Source organism: Nibrella saemangeumensis (genome assembly GCF_039541915.1).
Lineage (GTDB): Bacteria > Bacteroidota > Bacteroidia > Cytophagales > Spirosomataceae > Nibrella > Nibrella saemangeumensis.
In genome coordinates this window covers 144,994-165,135 of record NZ_BAABHD010000003.1, presented here as the reverse complement: position 1 = coordinate 165,135, position 20,142 = coordinate 144,994, and the positions used below count along the sequence as shown (strand labels likewise).

Sequence of the window (20,142 nt, the reverse complement as noted above, 5' to 3'; positions counted from 1 at the left end):
TCTCTCCTGTTTTCATAGGGTTTCATCTATTTTTCGATGCGGTAAATTGGGGACAGAGCCACTAGTGGTAGTGCCAAGCCGCTCCAGTGTAGCAGAAAAAAATAATGCTAAAAAAGATAATTATTTTACTATATATTTCCTTCACAGTTAGGCTGTAATGGCAATTGACTGTCTTTTGCTCCCGCCAGGTGTAATATTTATGCAGAACGGTTAACTACTGGTTATGAAAACACTATTCTGTGATAACTCGCCCCCTGTCCTTACTAATGCTGCGGGACATTAAAATTTCTACCTATCATCTCTAAATCCTAAAAACATGGCAATTTTTACCTGTATGCAACTCCTGTCCGGGTGGCAACGGATTCAGCATGGACCACTATTTCACAGCAGGAGACTTTGTGCTGTGATGTTTTCAGTCGTCCTTGTCTTGTTCTCTTTACTTGAAGCGCAGGCGCAATGTGACCTTACCCTGACTCCGGTCAACATACACACAGCGACCTGCGGGGCCAATGATGGTAGCTTCAACGTACAGGTAGGCGGTATTACTGCACCTTATCAGTATACCTTAGTCAAGGACGTCAATGGCAGCCCGGTGGTGCAGGAGAACGGCACGCTCATTGCCGGCACGCCCACATTTGTCTTCCTGACGGGGGGGACCTATCAGGTGTTCATCGCCAAAGGGGGTACCTGCTCGGGGAGTGTGACCGTGGAGTTGCCTCAGCAGCAACTTACTATGACCCCTGCTAACCTCAAGCAGCCCACCTGCGGGGCCAATGATGGTAGCTTCAACGTACAGGTAGGCGGTATTACTGCACCTTATCAGTATACCTTAGTCAAGGACGTCAATGGCAGCCCGGTGGTGCAGGAGAACGGCACGCTCATTGCCGGCACGCCCACATTTGTCTTCCTGACGGGGGGGACCTATCAGGTGTTCATCGCCAAAGGGGGTACCTGCTCGGGGAGTGTGACTGTAGAGTTGCCTCAGCAGCAACTTACTATGACCCCTGCTAACCTCAAGCAGCCCACCTGCGGGGCCAATGATGGTAGCTTCAACGTACAGGTAGGCGGTATTACTGCACCTTATCAGTATACCTTAGTCAAGGACGTCAATGGCAGCCCGGTGGTGCAGGAGAACGGCACGCTCATTGCCGGCACGCCCACGTTTGTCTTCCTGACGGAGGGTAATTATCAGGTGCTGGTTGCCAAGAGCGGCACCTGTACTGGTACAACCGCAACGGTCTATCTGCGTTGCGAAGCTATCGGTAACGAAGGGTGCAGCCCTGGATACTGGAAAAACAACCCAAATTCATGGGTAACCACCAACTACTCACCGGCGCAGACCGTAGAGAGTGTGTTTGAGGTGCCTGATAACCTCGGCCTTGACAACGCCACCCTACTTGAGGCAGTACAGGGGGGGGGCGGTTCAGGTGTAGTGGGAGCAGCCCAAACCTTGCTCCGCGCAGCCACAACGGCCCTGCTCAACGCTTACCATGGCGATGTGGATTACCCGCTTACCCAGGCACAGATTATTGCGCAGGTGAACGCAGCCCTGAGCAGCGGAAACAGAGACACCATGTTGAAGCTGGCCTCTACTCTGGATAAGTACAATAATCTGGTCTGTCCGCTCGATGCTAAGGGCAAAGGTAAAGATAAGTCGAAGCCGGGTAAGCCGGCCCGAGTAGCTGATGTGTCGGAAGAGGCCATTGAACTGAATCTGAAAGCAATGCCCAACCCCTCTGCCGGTGCATTTACCATCCAGGTAGACGGCGGGTCAGGCGGGCAAATGACCATGCGGGTCACCGATGTGCGGGGGCGCTTGATCGAACAACGGGAGCAACTCCCATCCAATCAGACGTTGACGTTTGGGGATAACTACAGTCCGGGTATTTACCTGTTGGAAGTCCAGCAAAGCAACCAGAGAAAACAGCTCAGACTGCTAAAAGTGAGTAACTGATAATGTCTGGTGACGTTGTTGGATGAATTAGTGATTTGTGGACAGGGACGTCTTAACGGCCCGTAAGTAAACGTAGGGCGCGGTGGCAGCAAAAGGCTGTTACCGCGCCCTACGTTTGAAAGCTAGAACCTGTTAGAAATAGGTGAGAAAAAAAGATAACTTGCCCTCTTCCTTTTTACGGACAACTATTAAATGCAGATCTGCATACGTTTTGCCCTCATACTCACCCTTTGGGCCGGTTTTCCCGGTATATGCCCGCTCATTTGGGCGCGGATTGTCCGCATTGACATTACCAGCCGGCAATCGCCAACGTTCGACGGCAGAGTTTTCGGCCCGGTGGGTGCTTACGAAAAACTACGAGGCCGGGCGTATGGCGAAATTGACCCTAATCATCCGCAAAATGCCCTGATTACCGATATTGTCCTGGCACCCCGAAACGCCAGAGGTATGGTTGAGTATGCTATGGATATTTATATTATGAAGCCCGTTAGGCTGGGCAGTGGCAACCATAAGCTTTTTCTGGAAGTGAATAACCGGGGCGGTAAGCTGTTTGGCGGCTTGAATAACAGCCGGGGCGGCAATGACCCGACCACGGCCGCCGATGCCGGCGAAGGCTTTCTGATGAACCGGGGCTATACCCTGGTCTGGAACGGCTGGGATATATCGGCGGCACCCGTCAACAATAACCTAACCATTACGGTGCCCGTGGCTACCAACCCGGATGGCACACCCATAACCGGGCCCTCGTATGAGTACATCGTGTTTGATAATCAGGGAGTGCAGTCCTACACCCTGGCCTACCCTGCGGCTAGTCTCGATAAGGCCAGGGCTGCCCTGACGGTGCGTAACCGGTTGAACGACACCCCTGTGACCATACCGCCGGATGGCTGGGAGTACGTCAACGAGCGTTCAATTCGTCTGTTGCCGGCGGGTACTCCGTTCCGGCAGAGCGCTATTTACGAATTTACCTACACGGCGAAAGACCCGTTGGTCGCAGGACTGGGGTTAGCCGCCACGCGTGACTTTGTGTCGTTTCTGCGCTACGCTACGGCCGACGATTTTGGGAACCCGAACCCGCTAGCCGGCGATGTGCAGTACACATTTTCGTATACCCTATCCCAACCGGGCCGCTACCTGAATGACTTCCAGACGCTGGGATTCAACGGCGATGAACAGGGCCGCCGGGTAATCGACGGCATGGAAAACTGGTTGGGCGGCAGTAGCTGATTGGCGATTAATTACCGGTTTGCACAGCCGTCGCGCACAGAGCGTAACCGGCAGAATCACTTATACCCCGAAGCTGTTTTCCCCTTCGGGTACCCGGTGCTGACCGACCCGTATACGGGCAAAACGGCCGGACGACTGGCCCGTTGTCAGGCCAGCAACACCTGTCCCAAAGTGTTTGAGATTAACTCAGCCAACGAATACTGGGTGAAAGCGGCCTCGCTGCTGCATACCGATTTGCAGGGCAACGACCTGCCCGACCCCGACAATGTGCGGTTTTTTCTAATCGCCGGCGCTCAGCACGGCACGGGTAACGCCACCAGCCGGGGTATATGTCAGCAGTTGCAGAACCCCACCAATGCCGAACCCGTGCTGCGGGCGCTGTTTGTCGCCCTCGACGATTGGGTGACCCGCGGTATTGACCCCCCTGCCAGTCGGGTACCCCGGCGGTCCGACGGCACCACCGTCATGGCCGTTGCCCAACCCGGCTCCCCAACCGGCATTGTTCCGCAGGCGGCTCTTGGCTGGCCCACCATTCCGGGCGTTACCTATACCGGAACCATCACTACCCGGTACCAGCTCGACTTCGGTCCCCAATTTGACAAAGGAATCCTGACGAATTATCCGCCGAGTTTAATTGGTCGGCCAGTCTACCCTTGTTTTGTGTCAAAAGTAGACCCGGATGGTAACGAACAAGCGGGTATCCGCCTGCCCCCGGTGGCAGCCCCTGTTGCCACCACAACGGGTTGGGCCCTACGCCGGGACGGCTACGGCGAAAACGACGGTTGTGAATCCGCCGGTCAGTACATACCGTTCAGGAAGACGAAAGCCGAACGATTGGCTACCAGGAATACCGGCATCATTGATTCGCGGTTGTCGCTGCAGGAACGCTATAAAACGCACCGGGGCTATGTTAAAGCCGTACGGCAAAGCGCCCGCAACCTAGCCCGCCAGCGCCTGTTGCTCGATGAAGATGTGCAGAAATACATCAAAGAGGCTGAGGCTGGTGATGTGTTGAAGTAGATAGAGATTTGGCAGGTGTAGAAGTGGAGTTAAAATAGTTATTAAGGGAACCTTGTTTCGTTTATTTCGTTTAGTAGATTTGTATAAACAGGTAAACGTATGGAAGCTATTGTTGAAAAACCCACGCTGCAGGAGCAACAAGTAGCCAGTGAATCGCTGGATAGCTTCACAGCGGCCGTTGAAAAACGAAATTCGGACCGGATGACGATTCAGATTCAGGAAAGTGGAGAACTGATTACCATTCCCAGAAAAGCGCTACGGCTATTGGCTCATATACTATCGAATATGGCAGCGGGTAATGCCATTTCGTTAATTCCATCCGACTCGGAAGTCGGTACCCAGCAGGCTGCTGATATGCTGAATGTGTCACGGCCACATCTTGTCAAATTGCTTGAACACGGAGAAATCCCTTTCCGGAAAGTTGGCAGCCATCGTAGAATTCGGCTGGAGGATTTACTCCACTATGAAGCCAAACAAAAAGAACAGCGCAACAGGAGCCTGCAGTTCTTAGCTGAGCAAGCTCAAGACTTAAATCTTGGCTACGAATGATTCCTACCCCGCAGTTTGTGGCGGTGCTGGATGCGTGTGTACTTTACCCTGCTCCAATTCGGGATATTTTGTTGCATTTAGCTGATGTAGAGCTATTCACTCCTAAATGGACTGGTCGCATCCATGAGGAATGGACTAGAAATTTGCTGCTAAACAGGCCCGACCTCACAGCAGGGCAACTCCAGAAGACCATGGAGGCTATGCAAAAAGCCTTTCCAGATGCCAATATATCCGGTTATGAAGTTCTCATCCCGTCAATTAGCTTACCGGATGAAGACGACTGTCATGTACTGGCTGCCGCTATACGGTGTGGGGCTGATGTCATCGTGACGTTTAATCTGAAAGATTTTCCTGGTGAGTACCTGCGTCAATTTGACCTGGATGCTCAGCATCCGGACCAATTTATAGCAGAGTTGTTGGACTTAAATCCGGAGAAAGGTTTGTTCGCCTTTCAGCAACAAGTTTCCTTTTTGAAGAATCCACCCCTGACGCACAGGCAAGTTCTTGATTCTCTCCGCAAGGTGGGTTTGCAAATCACAGCCGATAAACTAGCTAAATGGCTGTGAAACTAGCAGTATGTATGGCCATTGCTGGTATTTTCGGAAGGGTGTATATTGCAACTTGAATCAGATAATATAATTCGAAGCTATGACTGAGTCAGAATGGATTACCAACGTTCTATCGGATGCTAAAAATGCTATTGTGGCTCTGACAAAAGACACTCCTAGTGAGTACCGGGACGCCTTTCGAAAAGCACTCGCATATAAGTTAATAATTCCACATGGTAATACGTACCGTTTAGATGAAGCTGGTTATCTGGTTTTAGAGATAGGTGGGTTTGATATATGGAGAGAAATGGTTCATAAGAAAACACAAATGGACAAGCAGCCCTCTATAACAGTGCGTGGTAACGCTGTATTTGGAGATAATAATTCAGGTATAGCGTTGGGTGCAGAAGGAGTATTAATCAATACGGGAGATAATGCACACATTTCTAGCAATATAGAAACCAAGAAGGGGAACTTTGAGGCATTAGCAAAAAAGCTGAGAGATAGTTATGTTCTTGATGAAGACATCACGGAGTTAAAGAGTCTCCTAGAAATGGATAGCCCAAATGAAGAAAGGCGAACTTTTGGGGAAAAAGTAAATGGTTGGATATCCAAAATGATTATAAAAAGCCTTGACGGGTCTTGGGCAATTGGGATTGGAACAGCAGGAAATCTTCTGGCAGACGCTATTAAAGCATATTATGGCTGGCATTAAAATGAATACTCAGATAGATATAACTGCTCAGTGCCTAAGTACGACTTGTTGGTAGGAAACAACCGTTGTTATTTTGACTGCATTGAAGGGTGAAAAGACTTATTAGCTTTTCACCCTTTTCAATACTACTCCCTTACATGTATCGGACTCTGCCGCAACCGCAGAAATGAACCGTCGCGATTAGAAAAATCGGCGCGGATTTCGGCGGCTAGAGAGAGGGCTATCTCTTCGGGGGAGACGGCACCAATATCTAAGCCTACGGGCGCGTGAATGCGCTCGTATTCGTCTTCGGTTATTGTGTAGCCTTCTTCGGCGAGTTCGGACCAGATGCGTTCGGAGCGGACGCGTGGCCCCAGCATACCAACGTAGGGGACATTGGTCGCCAGCACTTTAGGCAGGTTGGCCTTGTCGGTTTTGTAGTCGTGCGACATCAGCACCACGGCCGTGTGTTCGTCGAAGATGATGTCCGTGTAGTTTTCGGGCGGGACAACCTCGTCGGCCAGCGCGGCAATTTTCCGGTTTACCTTCAGCGGATTGGCTATGATGGTGACCCGCCAGCCAAGCTCCTTCACCAGCCGCGTGAGCGGATATACATCGTACTGATGCCCCCACAATACCAGGTGCGTTTCGGGGGCTAATATCTCAATAAACGCTTCCAGCACCTGCCCCTCCGGGCTGGCAAACTGGTAGGGAGCCGATACGCCCTTGGTGATGCGGGCCTGGATTTTTTCCTCCAGTTCCGTCTGAATGCTGGGGTTACCCAGTGTATTGAGGCTATCGGCACCGGTATAGCGAATGACATCGCCTTCTTTGACGGATGCCCAGTCGCCTTCCAGGCCGGTAACGGTAATCAGCACGTGCGTTTGGCGCCGTTCGTTCATGCTGCGTTTCAGTATTTCAACGGGATTGTTGGTATCGGCAAAATCGAGGGGGGTAAACAGCACATCGATGATGCCGTTGCAGCCCAGCCCGACGCCAATCTGGTGTTCATCGTCGGTGGTGGTATCGTAGGTGATTTTCGACGCCGAGGCTTTGGCAATGGCCAGCCGGGCCCGTTTGAGAGCGTCGCCCTCCAGACAGCCGCCACTGATACCACCAATCCAGACGCCGTCGCTCATGACCAGCATCCGGGCACCCGTACGCCGGTACGAAGACCCTTCCACCCGCACCACGGTCGCTAAGGCCGCTTGTGTGGTCTGGTGGTCAATGTGGTCGTAGCCGTCGATGATGGCTTTTATCTCTTTCATGCCTGTAGATACTTTTCGGGTTCGGCCTCAAATTTCACTTTGCAGCCGTCGCAACAAAAATAGAAGTTTTCACCCTTATACGTAACAATATGTTTCGGTGCTGTTTTGTCGACCGGCACCCCGCAAACTGGATTGTTGTAAAACCGCTCCTCAGCCGGCAGATTCTGCGGGGGGGCAGGCTGCGTCTGTTCACTCCGGACGGTCTGAATAATCTCCGCCAGAATGCTGATGGCAACCTCGGCGGGCGTCTTCGCTTTTATATCGAACCCGGCGGGAGCTTTTACGGTGTCCAGTTCGCTGTCTGATACGCCCGCTGCCCGCAGGTAGGCAAATACGGAATCGCGCTTCCGGCGACTGGCTACAAACGCCAGATACGGCAATTGCACTTTCAGGGCGGCTTTCAGGGCCATTTCGTCCTGCTCGCCTTGCGTGGCTACGACCACAAACGTATTTCGGGTGACCGATAGTTTTCCGAAACTGAAGGCCATTTTAAGGTCATCTACCCCGGCAAAGTCGGCTTCGTTCACGCCCATCGCCATTACGGTTACCCGGTAGTCGAGGAGTTTTGCCATGGTCGCCAGCGCTTTAGCAATGGCCGATTTACCCATGATAACCAGGTGGGTCTGAGGCATAACGGGTTCGATAAATATATCGATGCTGCCGCCACTCTGGCAGGTCATCTTGTATTCTTTAACACCTGTCCTTTCCGTCTCTTCGGCGTCGGGTCTGATGCGAACCAGTCGGGCAACACCGTCCTGCATGGCAGCACTGGCTTCTTTTAGCACAATGCCTTTGCTACAGCCGCCACCAACCCAGCCCCAGATCTCACCGTTGCTGGTGATGATGGCCCGGTTGCCAACCTGCCCCGAACTGGGGGCTTCGCGCCAGACGACCGTTGCCGTGGCAAACAGCTCGTTCTGCTGGCGACGGCGGGTATATTGGTCTAAGAATTCGTCAAGCATGGGCTAAAATGGTTTCAAGTTCTACTAAACTATTCAGGTTGTGCGCCGACCTGAAGGTATCAATCATCGGCAGTGCGGCTGCCATGCCCCGTGCCGTAGGTTCGTAGCCCTGCATCCCTTTCAGGGGGTTGAGCCACACCACGCGTTTGGCCCGGCGGTGAATGCGCTGCATCTGCCCGGCCAGGTGCTCCACACTTCCCGTTTCCAGGCCGTCGCTCAGGATAATGACGGTGGGGGAGCCGTTTAGGAACCGTTTTTCGTATTTATCACAAAAGGTCTCCAGACAGGCACCTATCTTGGTCCCGCCCGACCAGTTATCGGCCTGCTGATTCAGCAGCGCCAGCACGGTTTCCAGCCGGTTGTGCTGAATGGCTTTGCTGATGCGGATGAGCGTCGTGCTGAACACAAAGGCTTCCAGTTGCCGGAAGTGTTCGCGCAGGGCGACAATGAACCGCAGCAGAAAAAAACTGTATTTATCCATCGAACCGCTCACGTCGAGCAGCACAATCAAGCGTTGCTTCTTCGGTTTTCTGGCCCGGCGGTACAGTTCCAGCGGTTCGCCCCCGTAGCTGATGCTGCGTCGGATGGTCCGGCGCAGGTTTAGCTGACCGTCGGTCTGGCTGGCCTTCATGCGCCGGCGCAGCCGCAGGGCGATTTCTTTGAACAGCTTCCGGGCGATGTCGTCCAGTTGCTGCGCGTCTACCTCGCTTACCTTGGCAAAGTCGGTTTTCCGGAGCCGTTCTACCTCATTAGCCCCCGATACCGTTTTGGCGTCCTCCAGCGAGTCGGCGGTCTTGCCGGCACCCAGCATGACCAGCGTGTGGTTGGTCTTTTTCTTAACCGTTCCCTGCACCGTGGTTTTGTTCTTTTCCTCGCGCAGGTCAATCGGGAGGTTGGTATCCCAATACAGGCTGAACAGGCGGTCGAATAACTGCCGCTCGTCAGGCGAGGTGCAGAATAGGGCCTTCAGCGAATACTTCAGACTTTGCCGGGTGCTCAGCAGCGACTGGCTGGCGGCTTCGAGCGCGTCTTGTGTTTCCTGAATACCCACGTTGAGGCCGTGACTCCGCGCAAACTGCGCAAAGGCGACAATGGACTCGGTGAGGCTATTCGTGGCGAACGCTTGCAGCTTCATCTTTTACCGCTCTGATGTCATCCACCGATTTCAGGAGACTGCCCAACGACTGCTCAATGGCTTTCCGGTTCAGTTCCCGGTAGCCCAGCGCCATCAGGGACTCGGCCCAGTCGATGGTCTCCGAAATACCCGGTGTTTTGGCCAGTTTCCGCTGCCGCAACTCCTGCACAAATTCAACCACCTGGGTTAGTAGCTCGCTTTCAATTTCTGGTAATCGCTTCCGGATAATTGCCATCTCCTTGTCGAGGGACGGGTAGTCAATCCAGTGGTACAAACACCGCCGTTTGAGGGCGTCGCTCAGCTCGCGGGTACGGTTGGAGGTCAGAATGATGTACGGCTTATGCGTGGCCTTTATCGTTCCGATTTCCGGAATACTAATCTGGAACGCCGAGAGCAGTTCGAGCAGAAACGCTTCAAACTCTTCGTCGGAGCGGTCCAACTCGTCAATCAGCAGCACCGGCGACCCGCTTTCGTGGGTAATCGACTGCAGAAGCGGGCGTTTGAGCAGGTAGTCGGTGCCGAAAATATGCTTCTCTTTTTCGGCCACCGATAACCCACTGCCTTCCTGCAATTTGATACCGAGCAGTTGCTTCTGGTAATTCCATTCGTACACCGCCGAGTTAATATCCAGCCCCTCATAGCATTGCAGCCGGATGAGCGGGGTAGCTAACAACTCGCTCAGCACCAGCGCAATTTCCGTTTTACCAACACCCGGCGGACCTTCCAGCAGCAGCGGTTTACGAAGCCGGAGCATCAGAAACAAGGCCGTCGCCAACTCTTCGTCGGCGACGTACTGGTGCTGGTCTAAAGCCGCAAGTATCTCAGAATAGTTTTTTAATGAATCCACCGATACCGGATTTTGATTCCTCCGCAGTACTTTCGGCGGGTGCTTCGCCCGACTCAATCCCCGCAGTAGCCAATTTCTTCTTGAAATTGTTAACAAACTGGTCGAAGACCTGGTTCGATACGTCGTTGATGAGCCGCGCCCCGAACTGCGCCAGCATCCCCGTGATGCTGATATCCATGGTAGCTTCCACGTGCGTCATACCATTGACTTCGGTCAGGGTGGCATTCATCAGCATTTCGGCATTGCCTTTTCCTTTGCTGTCGATGCCCATCCCTTTCAGCGCCATCTTTTTGTTGACCGCATCTCGCTCCACGAACGTAACCAGGCCATCATAACCCGCCTTGACCGGACCGAACTTCAGCCCGACATAGCCTTTGTAATTGTCTGCGTCGACCTGCTCGGTCAGCGATGCGCCCGGTACGCAATCCACAATCTGTGGTGGGTCGGTCAGCGTTGCCCAGACCAGGTCAATCGGCTGCTCGACGTCAAATGATTTTGTGAGGTTTGTTGTCATAGTAATTTCGGATTGGGGATTTCGGATTGGGGATTTGCGGTGCCTGTTCTGACAATCCGAAATCCCCAATCCGAAATCCGAAATTTTAAATCGCTCCCTTCTCCTTCAGCGCTTTCCACACCTTGTACGGCGTAATCGGGATATCCAGGTGCGTGATGCCGTAGGGTGATAGAGCATCCACAATGGCGTTGGCGATGGCGGGGGGCGCTCCTACCGTTGGCGACTCGCCGACACCTTTGGCCCCAATGGGGTGGTGGGGTGAGGGTGTAATCACGTGACCGGTTTCCCAGTTCGGTGATTCAACGGCGGTGGGTACAAGGTAGTCCATGAACGTACCGTTCAGGATGTTACCTGCTTCGTCGTACACGAGGGATTCGTACATGGCGGGGGCGATGCCCTGCGTGAGGCCACCATGAACCTGACCCTGCACAATCATCGGGTTGATGATGTTGCCGCAATCGTCAATGGCTACGAAACGACGCACGTTGATACCGCCTGTTTCCTTGTCGATGTCCACCACGCAGATGTACGCACCGGACGGGAACGTCAGGTTCGGGGGGTCGTAGTAGTGGGTAGCTTCAAAACCGGCCTCCATACCCTGCGGGTGATTAGTGTAGGCCGCAAACACCAGTTCCTGAATGGTTTTGGCCTTTTCGGGCGCACCTTTCACGAAGAACTTGCCCGGCTCCCACTCCAGGTCGTCTTCGCTCACTTCGAGTAAGTATGCGGCAATTTTACGGGCTTTGTCGCGTAGTTTACGGGCAGCTATGGCAGCGGCTGCACCGGCAGTTGGCGTACTCCGGCTGGCGTAGGTACCAAGACCGTAGGGCGCGGTGTCGGTATCGCCTTCTTCCACCTGAATGTTTTCGGCGGGGATACCCAACTCCTCCGCAATAATCTGGGCGTAGGTGGTTTCGTGGCCTTGTCCCTGCGATTTGGTCCCGAAGCGGGCGATGGCCTTGCCGGTGGGGTGTACCCGAATCTCGGCGCTATCGAACATCTTAATGCCCAAGATATCGAAGTCCTTCGACGGACCGGCCCCGACCACTTCCGTGAAGGTCGAGATACCAATACCCATCAGTTCACCGTTGGCGCGTTTTTCGGCCTGCTCCTTCCGCAGTTCGTCGTAGCCGATTGCGTCCATCGCCTTGCGCAGACCGGCTTCGTAATCACCGCTGTCGTAAATCCAGCCGGTGGGCGAAGGCCAGGGGAAATCTTCTTTTTTGATGAAGTTCTCGAAACGCAGCTGAGCCGGGTCTTTGCCGATCTCGAGCGCAAAACGGTCGGTCATCCGCTCAATGGCATGTACGGCTTCCGTCACGCGGAACGAGCAGCGGTAGGCAACCCCGCCCGGTGGCTTGTTGGTGTAAATGGCATCGGCTTCCATGTACGCGGTATGGTAATCGTACGAACCGGTCGCGATGGAGAACATTCCGGTCGGGAACTTCGACGGGTTGGCCGAGGCATCGGTATAGCCGTGGTCGGCCAGCACTTTGAAGCGGGTCGCCAGGATTTTGCCTTCTTTAGTACCAGCCATTTCGGCGGTGATGTGGTAATCACGGGCGAAGGAGTCAGCCTGCAGGTTTTCGCTGCGGTCTTCAATCCATTTCACCGGTTTCCCCACCAGGAACGACACGGCAATGGCAATAACGTAGCCCGGATACACGGGTACTTTACCGCCAAAACCACCCCCAATATCCGGCGCCACGACCCGCACTTTCTCTTCCGTCAGGCCCACATGACCGGCTACCAGCGCAATCACCGTCCGGATGGCATGGGGAGCCTGCGTGGTCATGTACATAGTCAGGTGGTTATTCACCTTGTCATAATCGGCCACGCAGCCGCAGGTCTCAATCGAGGCCACGTGAATGCGCGGGATGTGCATCTGCTCTTTCACGACTACCTCGGCATTGGCAAATACCTCTTCGGTTTTGGCTTTGTCGCCTACTTCCCAGTGCCAGATGTGGTTGTCGGTCTTACCGGGTTTGTCGGTCCGCAGCACGGGTGCGTCGGGGTCTAGTGCCTTGAACGGGTCAATGACCGGCTTCATCGGCTCGTAGTCCACGCGTACGGCTTCGCGACCGTCGCGGGCGGCATAGCGGCTGGTGGCAATCACGGCTGCTACTTCCTGCGCCTGGTACATAACGGTATCTGTCGGCAGCACCATCTGCGTATCCGACATCAGCGTCGGCATCCAGTGCAGGTTGTACTGCTCCAGGTCTTTACCCGTTACCACGGCCACGACGCCCGGTATCTTCAGGGCGGCTTCCGCGTCTATTTTCTTGATTTTGGCGTAGGCATAAGGGCTCCGGACAATGTCCATGTAGAGCATGCCGTCGAGCTTGATGTCGTCTACATAATTCCCCTTGCCCTGCACAAATCGTACGTCTTCCTTTCGCTTGATGGAATGCCCCATCCCACCAATTGCTTTCGAGGTTTTACACTGCTGTGTCATTATGTCAGTTGGTTAAGCGTTCGGAGTTAGACAAACTGAGGTTCGGTGGAAGGCGTTTCTTCACCACGGATTTTGGCTCCGGCGTACTGGATGGCTTTCACAATGTTGTTGTAGCCCGTGCAGCGGCACAGATTGCCCGAAATACCCCAGCGGATTTCTTCTTCGGTCGGGTTGGGGTTCTGCTCCAGCAGTTCAATGGCCCGCATCATCATGCCGGGTGTACAGTAGCCGCAGTGCAGGCCGTGGTTCTCCTTAAAGCCTTCCTGAATCGGGTGCAGGGCCGCGCCGGGTGCGCAAAGGCCTTCGACCGTCGCTACGGATTTGCCGTTTGCCTGTACAGCCAGTACGGTGCAGGATTTAACCGACTTGCCGTCGAGCAGAATGGTGCAGGCTCCGCAACTGCTGGTGTCGCAGCCAATGTGGGTGCCCGTCAGGTTCAGATTTTCCCGGATATAGTGGACCAGCAGCAACCGTGGCTCTACCTCGGCCGTGTGGGGTTGTCCGTTTACGGTAACGGTAATTTGTTTCATGGGTATTTAGTGAATGAGTGAATGAGTGAATGACTGAATACAAAGCCGGGCTGACCTTTATGCCATGGCGCGTTCGGCGGCTTTGTGAATCATGCGCTTCACCAGCACACCCACCATAGCGCGTTTGTATTCTTCGTCGCCCCGCAGGTCGGATGAGGGGTTGCAGTCTTCCGATGCATATTGGGCTGCTTCGGCAATGACCTCGTCGGAGAGCGTTTTGCCCAGCAGCGCTTCTTCAGAGCGGGCAGCCCGCAAGGGTACGGGGTTGACGTTGGTCAGGCCGATACCCGCGTAGGTAACCACGCCGTTGCTGTCGAGCGTCAGTTGCACGGCTACGCCGGCGGTGGCGTAATCGCCTACTTTGCGCTCCAGTTTGTGGTAGGCGCTGCCCGTGCCGGGACCCGGCAGCGGAATCCGGATTTCGGTCAGAATATCGTCAGGCTGCAGGGCCGTGGTGTAAAAGCCGTAGAAAAACTCGTCGATGGGAATCTCGCGGCTGCCTTCGGGACCGGTTGCCACGACGGTAGCGTTAAGGGCCATCATGACAGCCGGGTGGTCGTTGGCCGCGTCACCATGAGCCAGGTTGCCGCCAAGGGTACCCATGTTGCGTACCTGCGGGTCGGCAATGAGTTTGGTGACGTCGCCGAAAATCGGAAAGTGTTGTTTCAGCACGTCGGAGTGCTCTAACTGAGCTTCTCGGGTCAGCGCCCCGATTTTAAGCGTCTGGTCCTCAATGGTGATGTCGGACAGACCCGGAATATTGTTGATGTCGATGATGTGTTCCGGCGAGGCAAACCGGAGTTTCATCATGGGAATCAGGCTGTGCCCACCCGAGAGGATTTTAGCCTCGTCGCCATACTTCTGAAGCAGCGCAATGGCTTCATCGAGCGTGGTTGGGGCTTCGTAGTTGAATTCTGCAGCAATCATGTGGTAGGTAGGAATATGAAAAGTGATTAGTGAATGCAGGTATTAACATTTAATGCAGCTACATATAATGAAGTAGCAGACAGGGGCCGGGGCTGGGTTGGTTTATAGCATAGGCTTTTCCGTTGGGGGTTATGAATTTGTTAATAGGGGGAATCGACGTATCAGGCGTGTATGGTTCAGCCATTTGTAGCCGGGACCATTATAGATGCTGCTAACAAACAGAAGGGTTGCTCCGCTATAATACCAACGCATCGAGTTGGGTATCAAGAGGCCAACGAGTAGCAGAGACAGCCCGAATGAAGCGATGACAATCGCTGTCCGGGTTCCTTTACCGCGGTAATTTTTCACCAGGCTGTAGATACAAATGAGCGCTAAGGCTACCGCCAGCCAGGCACCCCAATCGGTATGATGCTGTAAAACGGACGGGGCTCCGCAGATGGCCATTGAACTGGTATAGGCCACTACGCAAAATGGGCATTTGGGCAAAAACAGGATAAGCAGACCCGACGCCGTGGAGGACCAGCGACCTGGAATTTTTCTGTGCGGTGAAGCAGCTTTACCGCATGCGGTGCATGAGGTTTCTGTTAAAGGTTTCATCAAGTTACGTAGGTAGACGGTAGGGTATTAAGCTGCCTGAGAAACCATTAAAAATAGCTGATTGTTTATGTTTAATCTAAAATTATTGAAATTTTTTTGCGACTACTTATTTTACCTGATACCCAGCTAATTTGGTGGAGATTAATCTATTAACCTTTTGTCTCTGAAATGTATACTTACAAAGGTGTTTTCCGGTTAAGAGAGCTGATTAACGACCCTGGCGACGTGCCGGATGGCGGTATCCACCTCTTCTTCGGTAGTGAACCGGCCCAGACTGAATCGCACCGAACTATAGGCTAAATCGTCGGATAACCTCATCGCTTTTAGCACGTGTGAGGGGAGGGTAGTGGCCGACGTACAGGCTGAGCCGTTGGAGACGGCGATCTCATTCAGGGATAGCAGCAACAATTCACCATCAACACCCGCAAAGGCTATATTGGTGGTATTCGGTAAGCGGTATTGCCGACTGCCGTTGACCGATGTCTGCGGTAGCTGGCTCAGGATGCCGGCTTCCAGTTTGTCGCGCAGCGCAGCAATATGGTCTTTCTCGGAAGGAAGGTGAAGGTGCGCCAGCCGGGCGGCTTCGCCAAGACCAACAATACCCGGCACGTTTAAAGTACCCGACCGGCGGCCCCGTTCGTGCCGGCCGCCGTCCTGCTGAGCCGTGAGCGCGACGGTTTTGCGGGCCAGTAAAGCTCCAACGCCCTTAGGCCCGTAGAACTTATGGCCCGACAGACTCAATAGGTCGATGGGGCTATTCGCCCAGGAAATGGGTAGTTTGCCTACCGCCTGCGTTGCATCGGTATGAAACAGAACGCCGTGTTTGTGCGCCACCTCGCCAATGGCCTGAACGGGCTGTAATACCCCCGTTTCGTTATTAGCCAGCATCACCGACACCAGCAGGGTATCGGGCCGGATGGCGGCTTCCACCTGCTCAGCGGTGATAAGCCCTTCCTGGTCGGGCGGGAGGAAGGTGACTTCGGCGCCCAACTGAGCCAGATGGTCGCAGGTATCCAGCACCGCCTTGTGCTCCGTGCTGACCGTAATAAGGTGATTACCCCGGTGGCGATTTGCTTCCCAAACACCTTTCAGCGCCAGATTGATTGACTCCGTGGCTCCGCTGGTGAATACTATCTCTTTCGGGTCGGCATCCAGCAGGCGGGCGAGTTGCTTTCGGGCATTGGCAACGGCTTCTTCGGCTTTTGAGCCAAACACATGCGTGCGCGAGGCCGCATTGCCGAAGTGCATACTGAAATAAGGCAGCATTACTTCCAGCACCGCCGGGTCAACCGGAGTGGTGGCGTTGTAGTCGAAGTAGGCCGGGTAATTCATAGATCGATCGTACGTGAAGCTACAGCATCTGCCGAAGTTCGGAAATTTATATGGTTGAAAACAAGTTAACTATTTTGTCACTCACCCAGAACTACAGAATGACAGACGCTAAACGAATCAAAGCACAACTGTACGCCCGCTGCCTGGCGTACGTAGAACAACGCATCGAAACAGCCCGGAGTTCGATGGAAGCCGCTCAGGAAGCGGCCAACTCCGAAACCAAAAGCAGCGCGGGGGACAAATACGAGACCGGTCGGGCTATGGCCCAGCGGGAGCGCGACATGAGTGCTGCCCAACTCGCCGAAGCGTTAAAGTTGAAGAAAGACCTGGAGCAAATCAACGTAGAAGCCGTCTATGAATTGGTGCAGCGGGGTAGTCTGGTTATTACTGACCAGGGGAATTTCTTTATCAGTATCAGTGCGGGAAAGATTTCCCTGGATGGCGTCGACTATTTTGCGATTTCACTAGCGTCTCCTATAGGAACTGGATTGATTAACCGGAAGGTGGGGGAGGAGATTAGGTTTAATAATCGGTGGTACCGGATTAACGATGTTGGGTAGCTGATAAGAGTTGTTACACAATAATTATGAGCCAGCATGAGTCTATTTAACCTTTATGCCCTGCATACGTCTATTTTTGTGATGAGCCATCTAAGTGACGGAAAAATAACTGTCGTTATATCTGCATAGTTTTTGTAGTAAAACCCCTGATGGCTACGCGGCATATGAAGCATTTTCTGCAAATAATATTCTGGATTGGTTACGGATTGTCAATCACGTCAGGGTATTGTCAACGGGGAGCTTCTAATACGATACATTATAAAGTTACGTATACACCAGCTTCGGGTCGCTATACGGCCTGGGTTGTACCAGATTATAATTTACCCAACCCAAATAACAGCAGTGTAATAGAGAAGGGCGCTACGGCTCAGTTTACGCTTAAGGTACCAGCCGCTTTCATCATCAGCGATATTCAGGATATAAAGGGCTCCTGGGAAAAGCAACCGCTGAAGTTAGGGCCGGGTCAGGCAAAACAGAATTGGGGCAACGTTGGCCTTGACCCTGCTTTTGCCTATTACGTTATCGGTAAGTTTCCTACAGAAACAGATTATGGCCAATTTAAGGCTGGGGTAGCAGTTCCTTTATTCACCTTCAGCGGTAACGGCTGTTTCGGTCCAGTTAGCCCTTTGCCTGCGAATGACCCATTCATTAAGGCGGCCGACCAGGTTTTCTCGTTGAATGTAGGAAACAGTTTTTATTCGCGCTCCGGGCAACCCGCAGGTGGTAATGTAGTACCTGCTGAGCAGTTTGTGGATAAAACTGGGCCGGAGGCTGATTGCCGAATCGTAGAAACCAAGCCGGCGAGTAGCACACCTATAGCAGTGGTCAAGCGCTCAACCGTCGTCTGCGTGCCGGTTGTTTTAAAAAGAAGGGTCCTTTCTGACTGACTGAGTCCTTTCCGACTGATTAGGTGGACCAGTCGAGGTTCACTAACCTGGTCCGCTTTCAACCTGATTATAATCTCTTGATGAATTCCTCTAATGAATTCAGGTGGTCGGTGAAGGCCTTCTTGCCGACTTCAGTGGCCGTATAAGTAGTATTAGGTTTGCGGCCGACAAACTGTTTCTTCACGATAAGAAATCCCTGTTCTTCCAATGCCCGCAGGTGCGTAGCCAGGTTGCCATCGGTGAGGGTAAGCAACTCTTTAAGCTCATTAAAGCTCAACGAATCATTCACCATCAGCACCGACATAATGCCGAGCCTTGCCTTGCTTTCAAATGCTTTGTTAAATCCTGTCAGCAGTTCTTTCATCAAGCCGGTTTTTCGTATTTGTAATACATGACCGTTCCGTAGGCGATATTCAACAACCCAAAGCCGATGGCCCAGGTGAGCAGACTATAGCCTGTCAGAAACAATGCCAGCAAACCGAGCGCAATTTCCGACATCCCCAGGTATTCCACATCCCGGTGCGTATGCTTACTGGCGTTAAGCAGGGCCAGGCCGTAGAAAATAAGGGTAGCCGGAAAGATAAGCCAGATCAGGTTGTGGTAGAGCATGGCCAGGCAGAAAACGCCACCGGCTACCAGCGGTACGGCCATTGCCCACAGTAGTCGCCGAGAGGTGGCGTTCCAGACCGTCTGGCCCTGTCGCCGGGCTTTTCGGACGGTGAAAAAAATGCCGACCGCAAACGCTAAAATCAGCATGACCAGGCCGTCGGCGAGCAGAAAGGTCAGTAGCTCCCGGCGCGACGAACCGCTGAGGGTTGAGTTGGCGTCGTGGCTTAACAAACTAAGCCAGCCGGTCTGTAATCGTACGTAGGCAATACCCGCTCCGATCAGCGCAACAACGCCGGCCGATACGCCGGAAAGTCCGCTCAAAGACAAAAATTTGGAGGAGCGCTCCATGAGGCTCCGTATCTCGGTCAGGGTTTGTAAATGCTCCCGGCTTTCGTACATACTGGTACAGAAAAAGAAATAAATGAGTAAATGAGTCTTTAAAACAATAAGGCATAAAGCCGCCCGCCAAAAATGATCAGCCCAACCACTACGGCCATAATGACAACCATCAGCACGCCCCCGGCCGCCATATCTTTGGCGGCTCCAATTCCCGGATGGCGCTCCGGCGATACCACATCGGCCAGTTTTTCGAGCGCCGTATTTAGAGCCTCAGCCATCCAGACCAGCCCTATCTGCGACAGAATAATGGCCCATTCAACCGTGGAAAGGTCCAGCCAGAAACCCAGCGCCACTACGGCAACGGCCGCGACCAGATGTACTTTAGCATTGTTCTCGTATAGAAAAAGATCAAAAATACCCCGAAAGGCAAAGCGAAAACTGCGAAATACTTTACGGATGTTAATCATTCAGCGCACTATTGTCGAACAGGTAACGCATCGGGCGAGCCGCTACATGGGAGCGCAAGCCGTACAGATAAAAGGCCAGGTACAGACACGCTAATGTAACCCCATACGTCAAGGTAAGTTTCAGTACCATTGGGTCCCGCATAGCTCGGCCAATCGCAACCAGTAGCGAATCAGGGTGTGTCAGGATATCCCAGCTATTCCACCGGCCGTACCGGCCCAAATATATACCAAAGCCTGATAATCCCTGCGCTGCCAGAACGACCAGCCAGGCCAAAGCAGGTTGTGTACCATCATTCAGGTACCGGTGAACCAGCAGGGTAGAATACAATCCGGCCAGCAGGCCCGTCAGCGCAAACAGAAACAACGTAAGGGTATCAAACCAGAGCAGCGATTCACCGACGCTCCGAATGTGGAACAGGTCGGTAATGATATACGGAGCGTTGGGCAGAAACACCAGCCACCCAGCCAGCGCCAGACCACTTAACCACCGGTTCGCCACCCGTGCCTTCACCAGATCGCGCAGGACCAGCATAATGCCCAGCGGAAACCACGCCAGCGCCAGGTTCCAGGTAAGCATTGTAAATAACCACCAGTTTCCGGTAAAAAAGCCTCTCGCCGTGACCATACACAAGCCCGTAACCGTAAGCAGTGCCAGTGCGGTGAGCCCTTCGCCTGAGGAGCGCTGAAAGGAAGTAGCGTGGTGTGTATGCATAGCTATAAA

At 53.4% G+C, this 20,142-nt stretch carries 21 protein-coding genes; 8 read left to right on the top strand and 13 right to left on the bottom strand.

The window, feature by feature from the left end; translation table 11 throughout:
- The first annotated feature begins 406 nt into the window (after positions 1-406).
- The 6 genes from ABD949_RS01780 to ABD949_RS01755 all read left to right on the top strand — a co-directional run bounded on the left by ABD949_RS01780 (position 407) and on the right by ABD949_RS01755 (position 6,013).
- A complete protein-coding gene (locus tag ABD949_RS01780; protein WP_345239993.1) occupies positions 407-1,954 on the top strand; it encodes a T9SS type A sorting domain-containing protein in 1,548 nt (515 codons plus the stop codon).
- A 192-nt stretch (positions 1,955-2,146) separates the two neighbouring features.
- On the top strand, positions 2,147-3,181 hold the full coding sequence (locus tag ABD949_RS01775; RefSeq protein ID WP_345239991.1) for a hypothetical protein: 1,035 nt from the start codon (positions 2,147-2,149) through the stop codon (positions 3,179-3,181).
- Positions 3,182-4,201 carry an alpha/beta hydrolase domain-containing protein gene (locus ABD949_RS01770; protein ID WP_345239990.1) on the top strand — a complete coding sequence of 340 codons (1,020 nt, stop codon included), beginning with the start codon at positions 3,182-3,184 and terminating at the stop codon, positions 4,199-4,201.
- A gap of 99 nt (positions 4,202-4,300) precedes the next feature.
- Entirely contained in the window at positions 4,301-4,750 is a 450-nt protein-coding gene (locus tag ABD949_RS01765; protein WP_345239989.1) for a helix-turn-helix domain-containing protein, read from the top strand.
- Entirely contained in the window at positions 4,747-5,316 is a 570-nt protein-coding gene (locus ABD949_RS01760; RefSeq protein WP_345239988.1) for a PIN domain-containing protein, read from the top strand. Before ABD949_RS01765 ends, ABD949_RS01760 begins: the two co-directional genes overlap by 4 nt.
- 82 nt (positions 5,317-5,398) lie before the next feature.
- A complete protein-coding gene (locus ABD949_RS01755; protein WP_345239987.1) occupies positions 5,399-6,013 on the top strand; it encodes a hypothetical protein in 615 nt (204 codons plus the stop codon).
- Positions 6,014-6,138: 125 nt separating this feature from the next.
- Here the strand turns inward: ABD949_RS01755 and ABD949_RS01750 are convergent, their stop codons facing one another.
- From ABD949_RS01750 to ABD949_RS01710, 9 genes are all read right to left on the bottom strand, one after another.
- Positions 6,139-7,260 (bottom strand): XdhC family protein, encoded by a 1,122-nt coding sequence (locus tag ABD949_RS01750; protein WP_345239985.1) that lies wholly within the window; start codon positions 7,258-7,260, stop codon positions 6,139-6,141.
- On the bottom strand, positions 7,257-8,222 hold the full coding sequence (locus ABD949_RS01745; protein WP_345239983.1) for an XdhC family protein: 966 nt from the start codon (positions 8,220-8,222) through the stop codon (positions 7,257-7,259). Before ABD949_RS01745 ends, ABD949_RS01750 begins: the two co-directional genes overlap by 4 nt.
- Positions 8,215-9,357 carry a vWA domain-containing protein gene (locus ABD949_RS01740; protein ID WP_345239982.1) on the bottom strand — a complete coding sequence of 381 codons (1,143 nt, stop codon included), beginning with the start codon at positions 9,355-9,357 and terminating at the stop codon, positions 8,215-8,217. The genes ABD949_RS01745 and ABD949_RS01740 overlap by 8 nt, the downstream gene beginning before the upstream one ends.
- Positions 9,329-10,204: an AAA family ATPase gene (locus ABD949_RS01735; protein WP_345239980.1), complete on the bottom strand. Its 876-nt coding sequence runs from the start codon at positions 10,202-10,204 to the stop codon at positions 9,329-9,331. The genes ABD949_RS01740 and ABD949_RS01735 overlap by 29 nt, the downstream gene beginning before the upstream one ends.
- Positions 10,179-10,718 carry an SRPBCC family protein gene (locus ABD949_RS01730; protein WP_345239978.1) on the bottom strand — a complete coding sequence of 180 codons (540 nt, stop codon included), beginning with the start codon at positions 10,716-10,718 and terminating at the stop codon, positions 10,179-10,181. Before ABD949_RS01730 ends, ABD949_RS01735 begins: the two co-directional genes overlap by 26 nt.
- Positions 10,719-10,803: 85 nt before the next feature.
- Positions 10,804-13,173, bottom strand: a complete 2,370-nt coding sequence (locus tag ABD949_RS01725) for an aerobic carbon-monoxide dehydrogenase large subunit (protein WP_345239976.1) — start codon at positions 13,171-13,173, stop codon at positions 10,804-10,806.
- Positions 13,174-13,199: 26 nt separating this feature from the next.
- Positions 13,200-13,703 carry a (2Fe-2S)-binding protein gene (locus ABD949_RS01720; protein WP_345239974.1) on the bottom strand — a complete coding sequence of 168 codons (504 nt, stop codon included), beginning with the start codon at positions 13,701-13,703 and terminating at the stop codon, positions 13,200-13,202.
- A 57-nt stretch (positions 13,704-13,760) separates the two neighbouring features.
- On the bottom strand, positions 13,761-14,630 hold the full coding sequence (locus tag ABD949_RS01715) for an FAD binding domain-containing protein (RefSeq protein WP_345239973.1): 870 nt from the start codon (positions 14,628-14,630) through the stop codon (positions 13,761-13,763).
- A gap of 792 nt (positions 14,631-15,422) precedes the next feature.
- Complete coding sequence (locus tag ABD949_RS01710) at positions 15,423-16,559, bottom strand: cysteine desulfurase family protein (RefSeq protein ID WP_345239972.1); 1,137 nt, start codon at positions 16,557-16,559, stop codon at positions 15,423-15,425.
- Positions 16,560-16,657: 98 nt separating this feature from the next.
- Between ABD949_RS01710 and ABD949_RS01705 the strand changes: the two genes are divergently transcribed.
- On the top strand, positions 16,658-17,119 hold the full coding sequence (locus ABD949_RS01705) for a 3-oxoacyl-ACP synthase (protein ID WP_345239970.1): 462 nt from the start codon (positions 16,658-16,660) through the stop codon (positions 17,117-17,119).
- 164 nt (positions 17,120-17,283) lie between these two features.
- Positions 17,284-18,006: a hypothetical protein gene (locus ABD949_RS01700; RefSeq protein WP_345239968.1), complete on the top strand. Its 723-nt coding sequence runs from the start codon at positions 17,284-17,286 to the stop codon at positions 18,004-18,006.
- 67 nt (positions 18,007-18,073) lie between these two features.
- Here ABD949_RS01700 and ABD949_RS01695 read toward each other — a convergent pair whose 3' ends face one another.
- Genes ABD949_RS01695 through ABD949_RS01680 form a run of 4 tightly spaced genes read right to left on the bottom strand, consistent with a single transcriptional unit; the run spans position 18,074 to position 20,133 of the window.
- Positions 18,074-18,370: a winged helix-turn-helix domain-containing protein gene (locus ABD949_RS01695; RefSeq protein WP_425576715.1), complete on the bottom strand. Its 297-nt coding sequence runs from the start codon at positions 18,368-18,370 to the stop codon at positions 18,074-18,076.
- Positions 18,370-19,014, bottom strand: a complete 645-nt coding sequence (locus ABD949_RS01690) for a hypothetical protein (RefSeq protein ID WP_345239965.1) — start codon at positions 19,012-19,014, stop codon at positions 18,370-18,372. The genes ABD949_RS01695 and ABD949_RS01690 overlap by 1 nt, the downstream gene beginning before the upstream one ends.
- A gap of 38 nt (positions 19,015-19,052) precedes the next feature.
- Positions 19,053-19,421: a diacylglycerol kinase family protein gene (locus ABD949_RS01685; protein WP_345239963.1), complete on the bottom strand. Its 369-nt coding sequence runs from the start codon at positions 19,419-19,421 to the stop codon at positions 19,053-19,055.
- Positions 19,414-20,133, bottom strand: a complete 720-nt coding sequence (locus tag ABD949_RS01680) for a DUF1361 domain-containing protein (RefSeq protein ID WP_345239962.1) — start codon at positions 20,131-20,133, stop codon at positions 19,414-19,416. The genes ABD949_RS01685 and ABD949_RS01680 overlap by 8 nt, the downstream gene beginning before the upstream one ends.
- Positions 20,134-20,142: the final 9 nt, after the last annotated feature.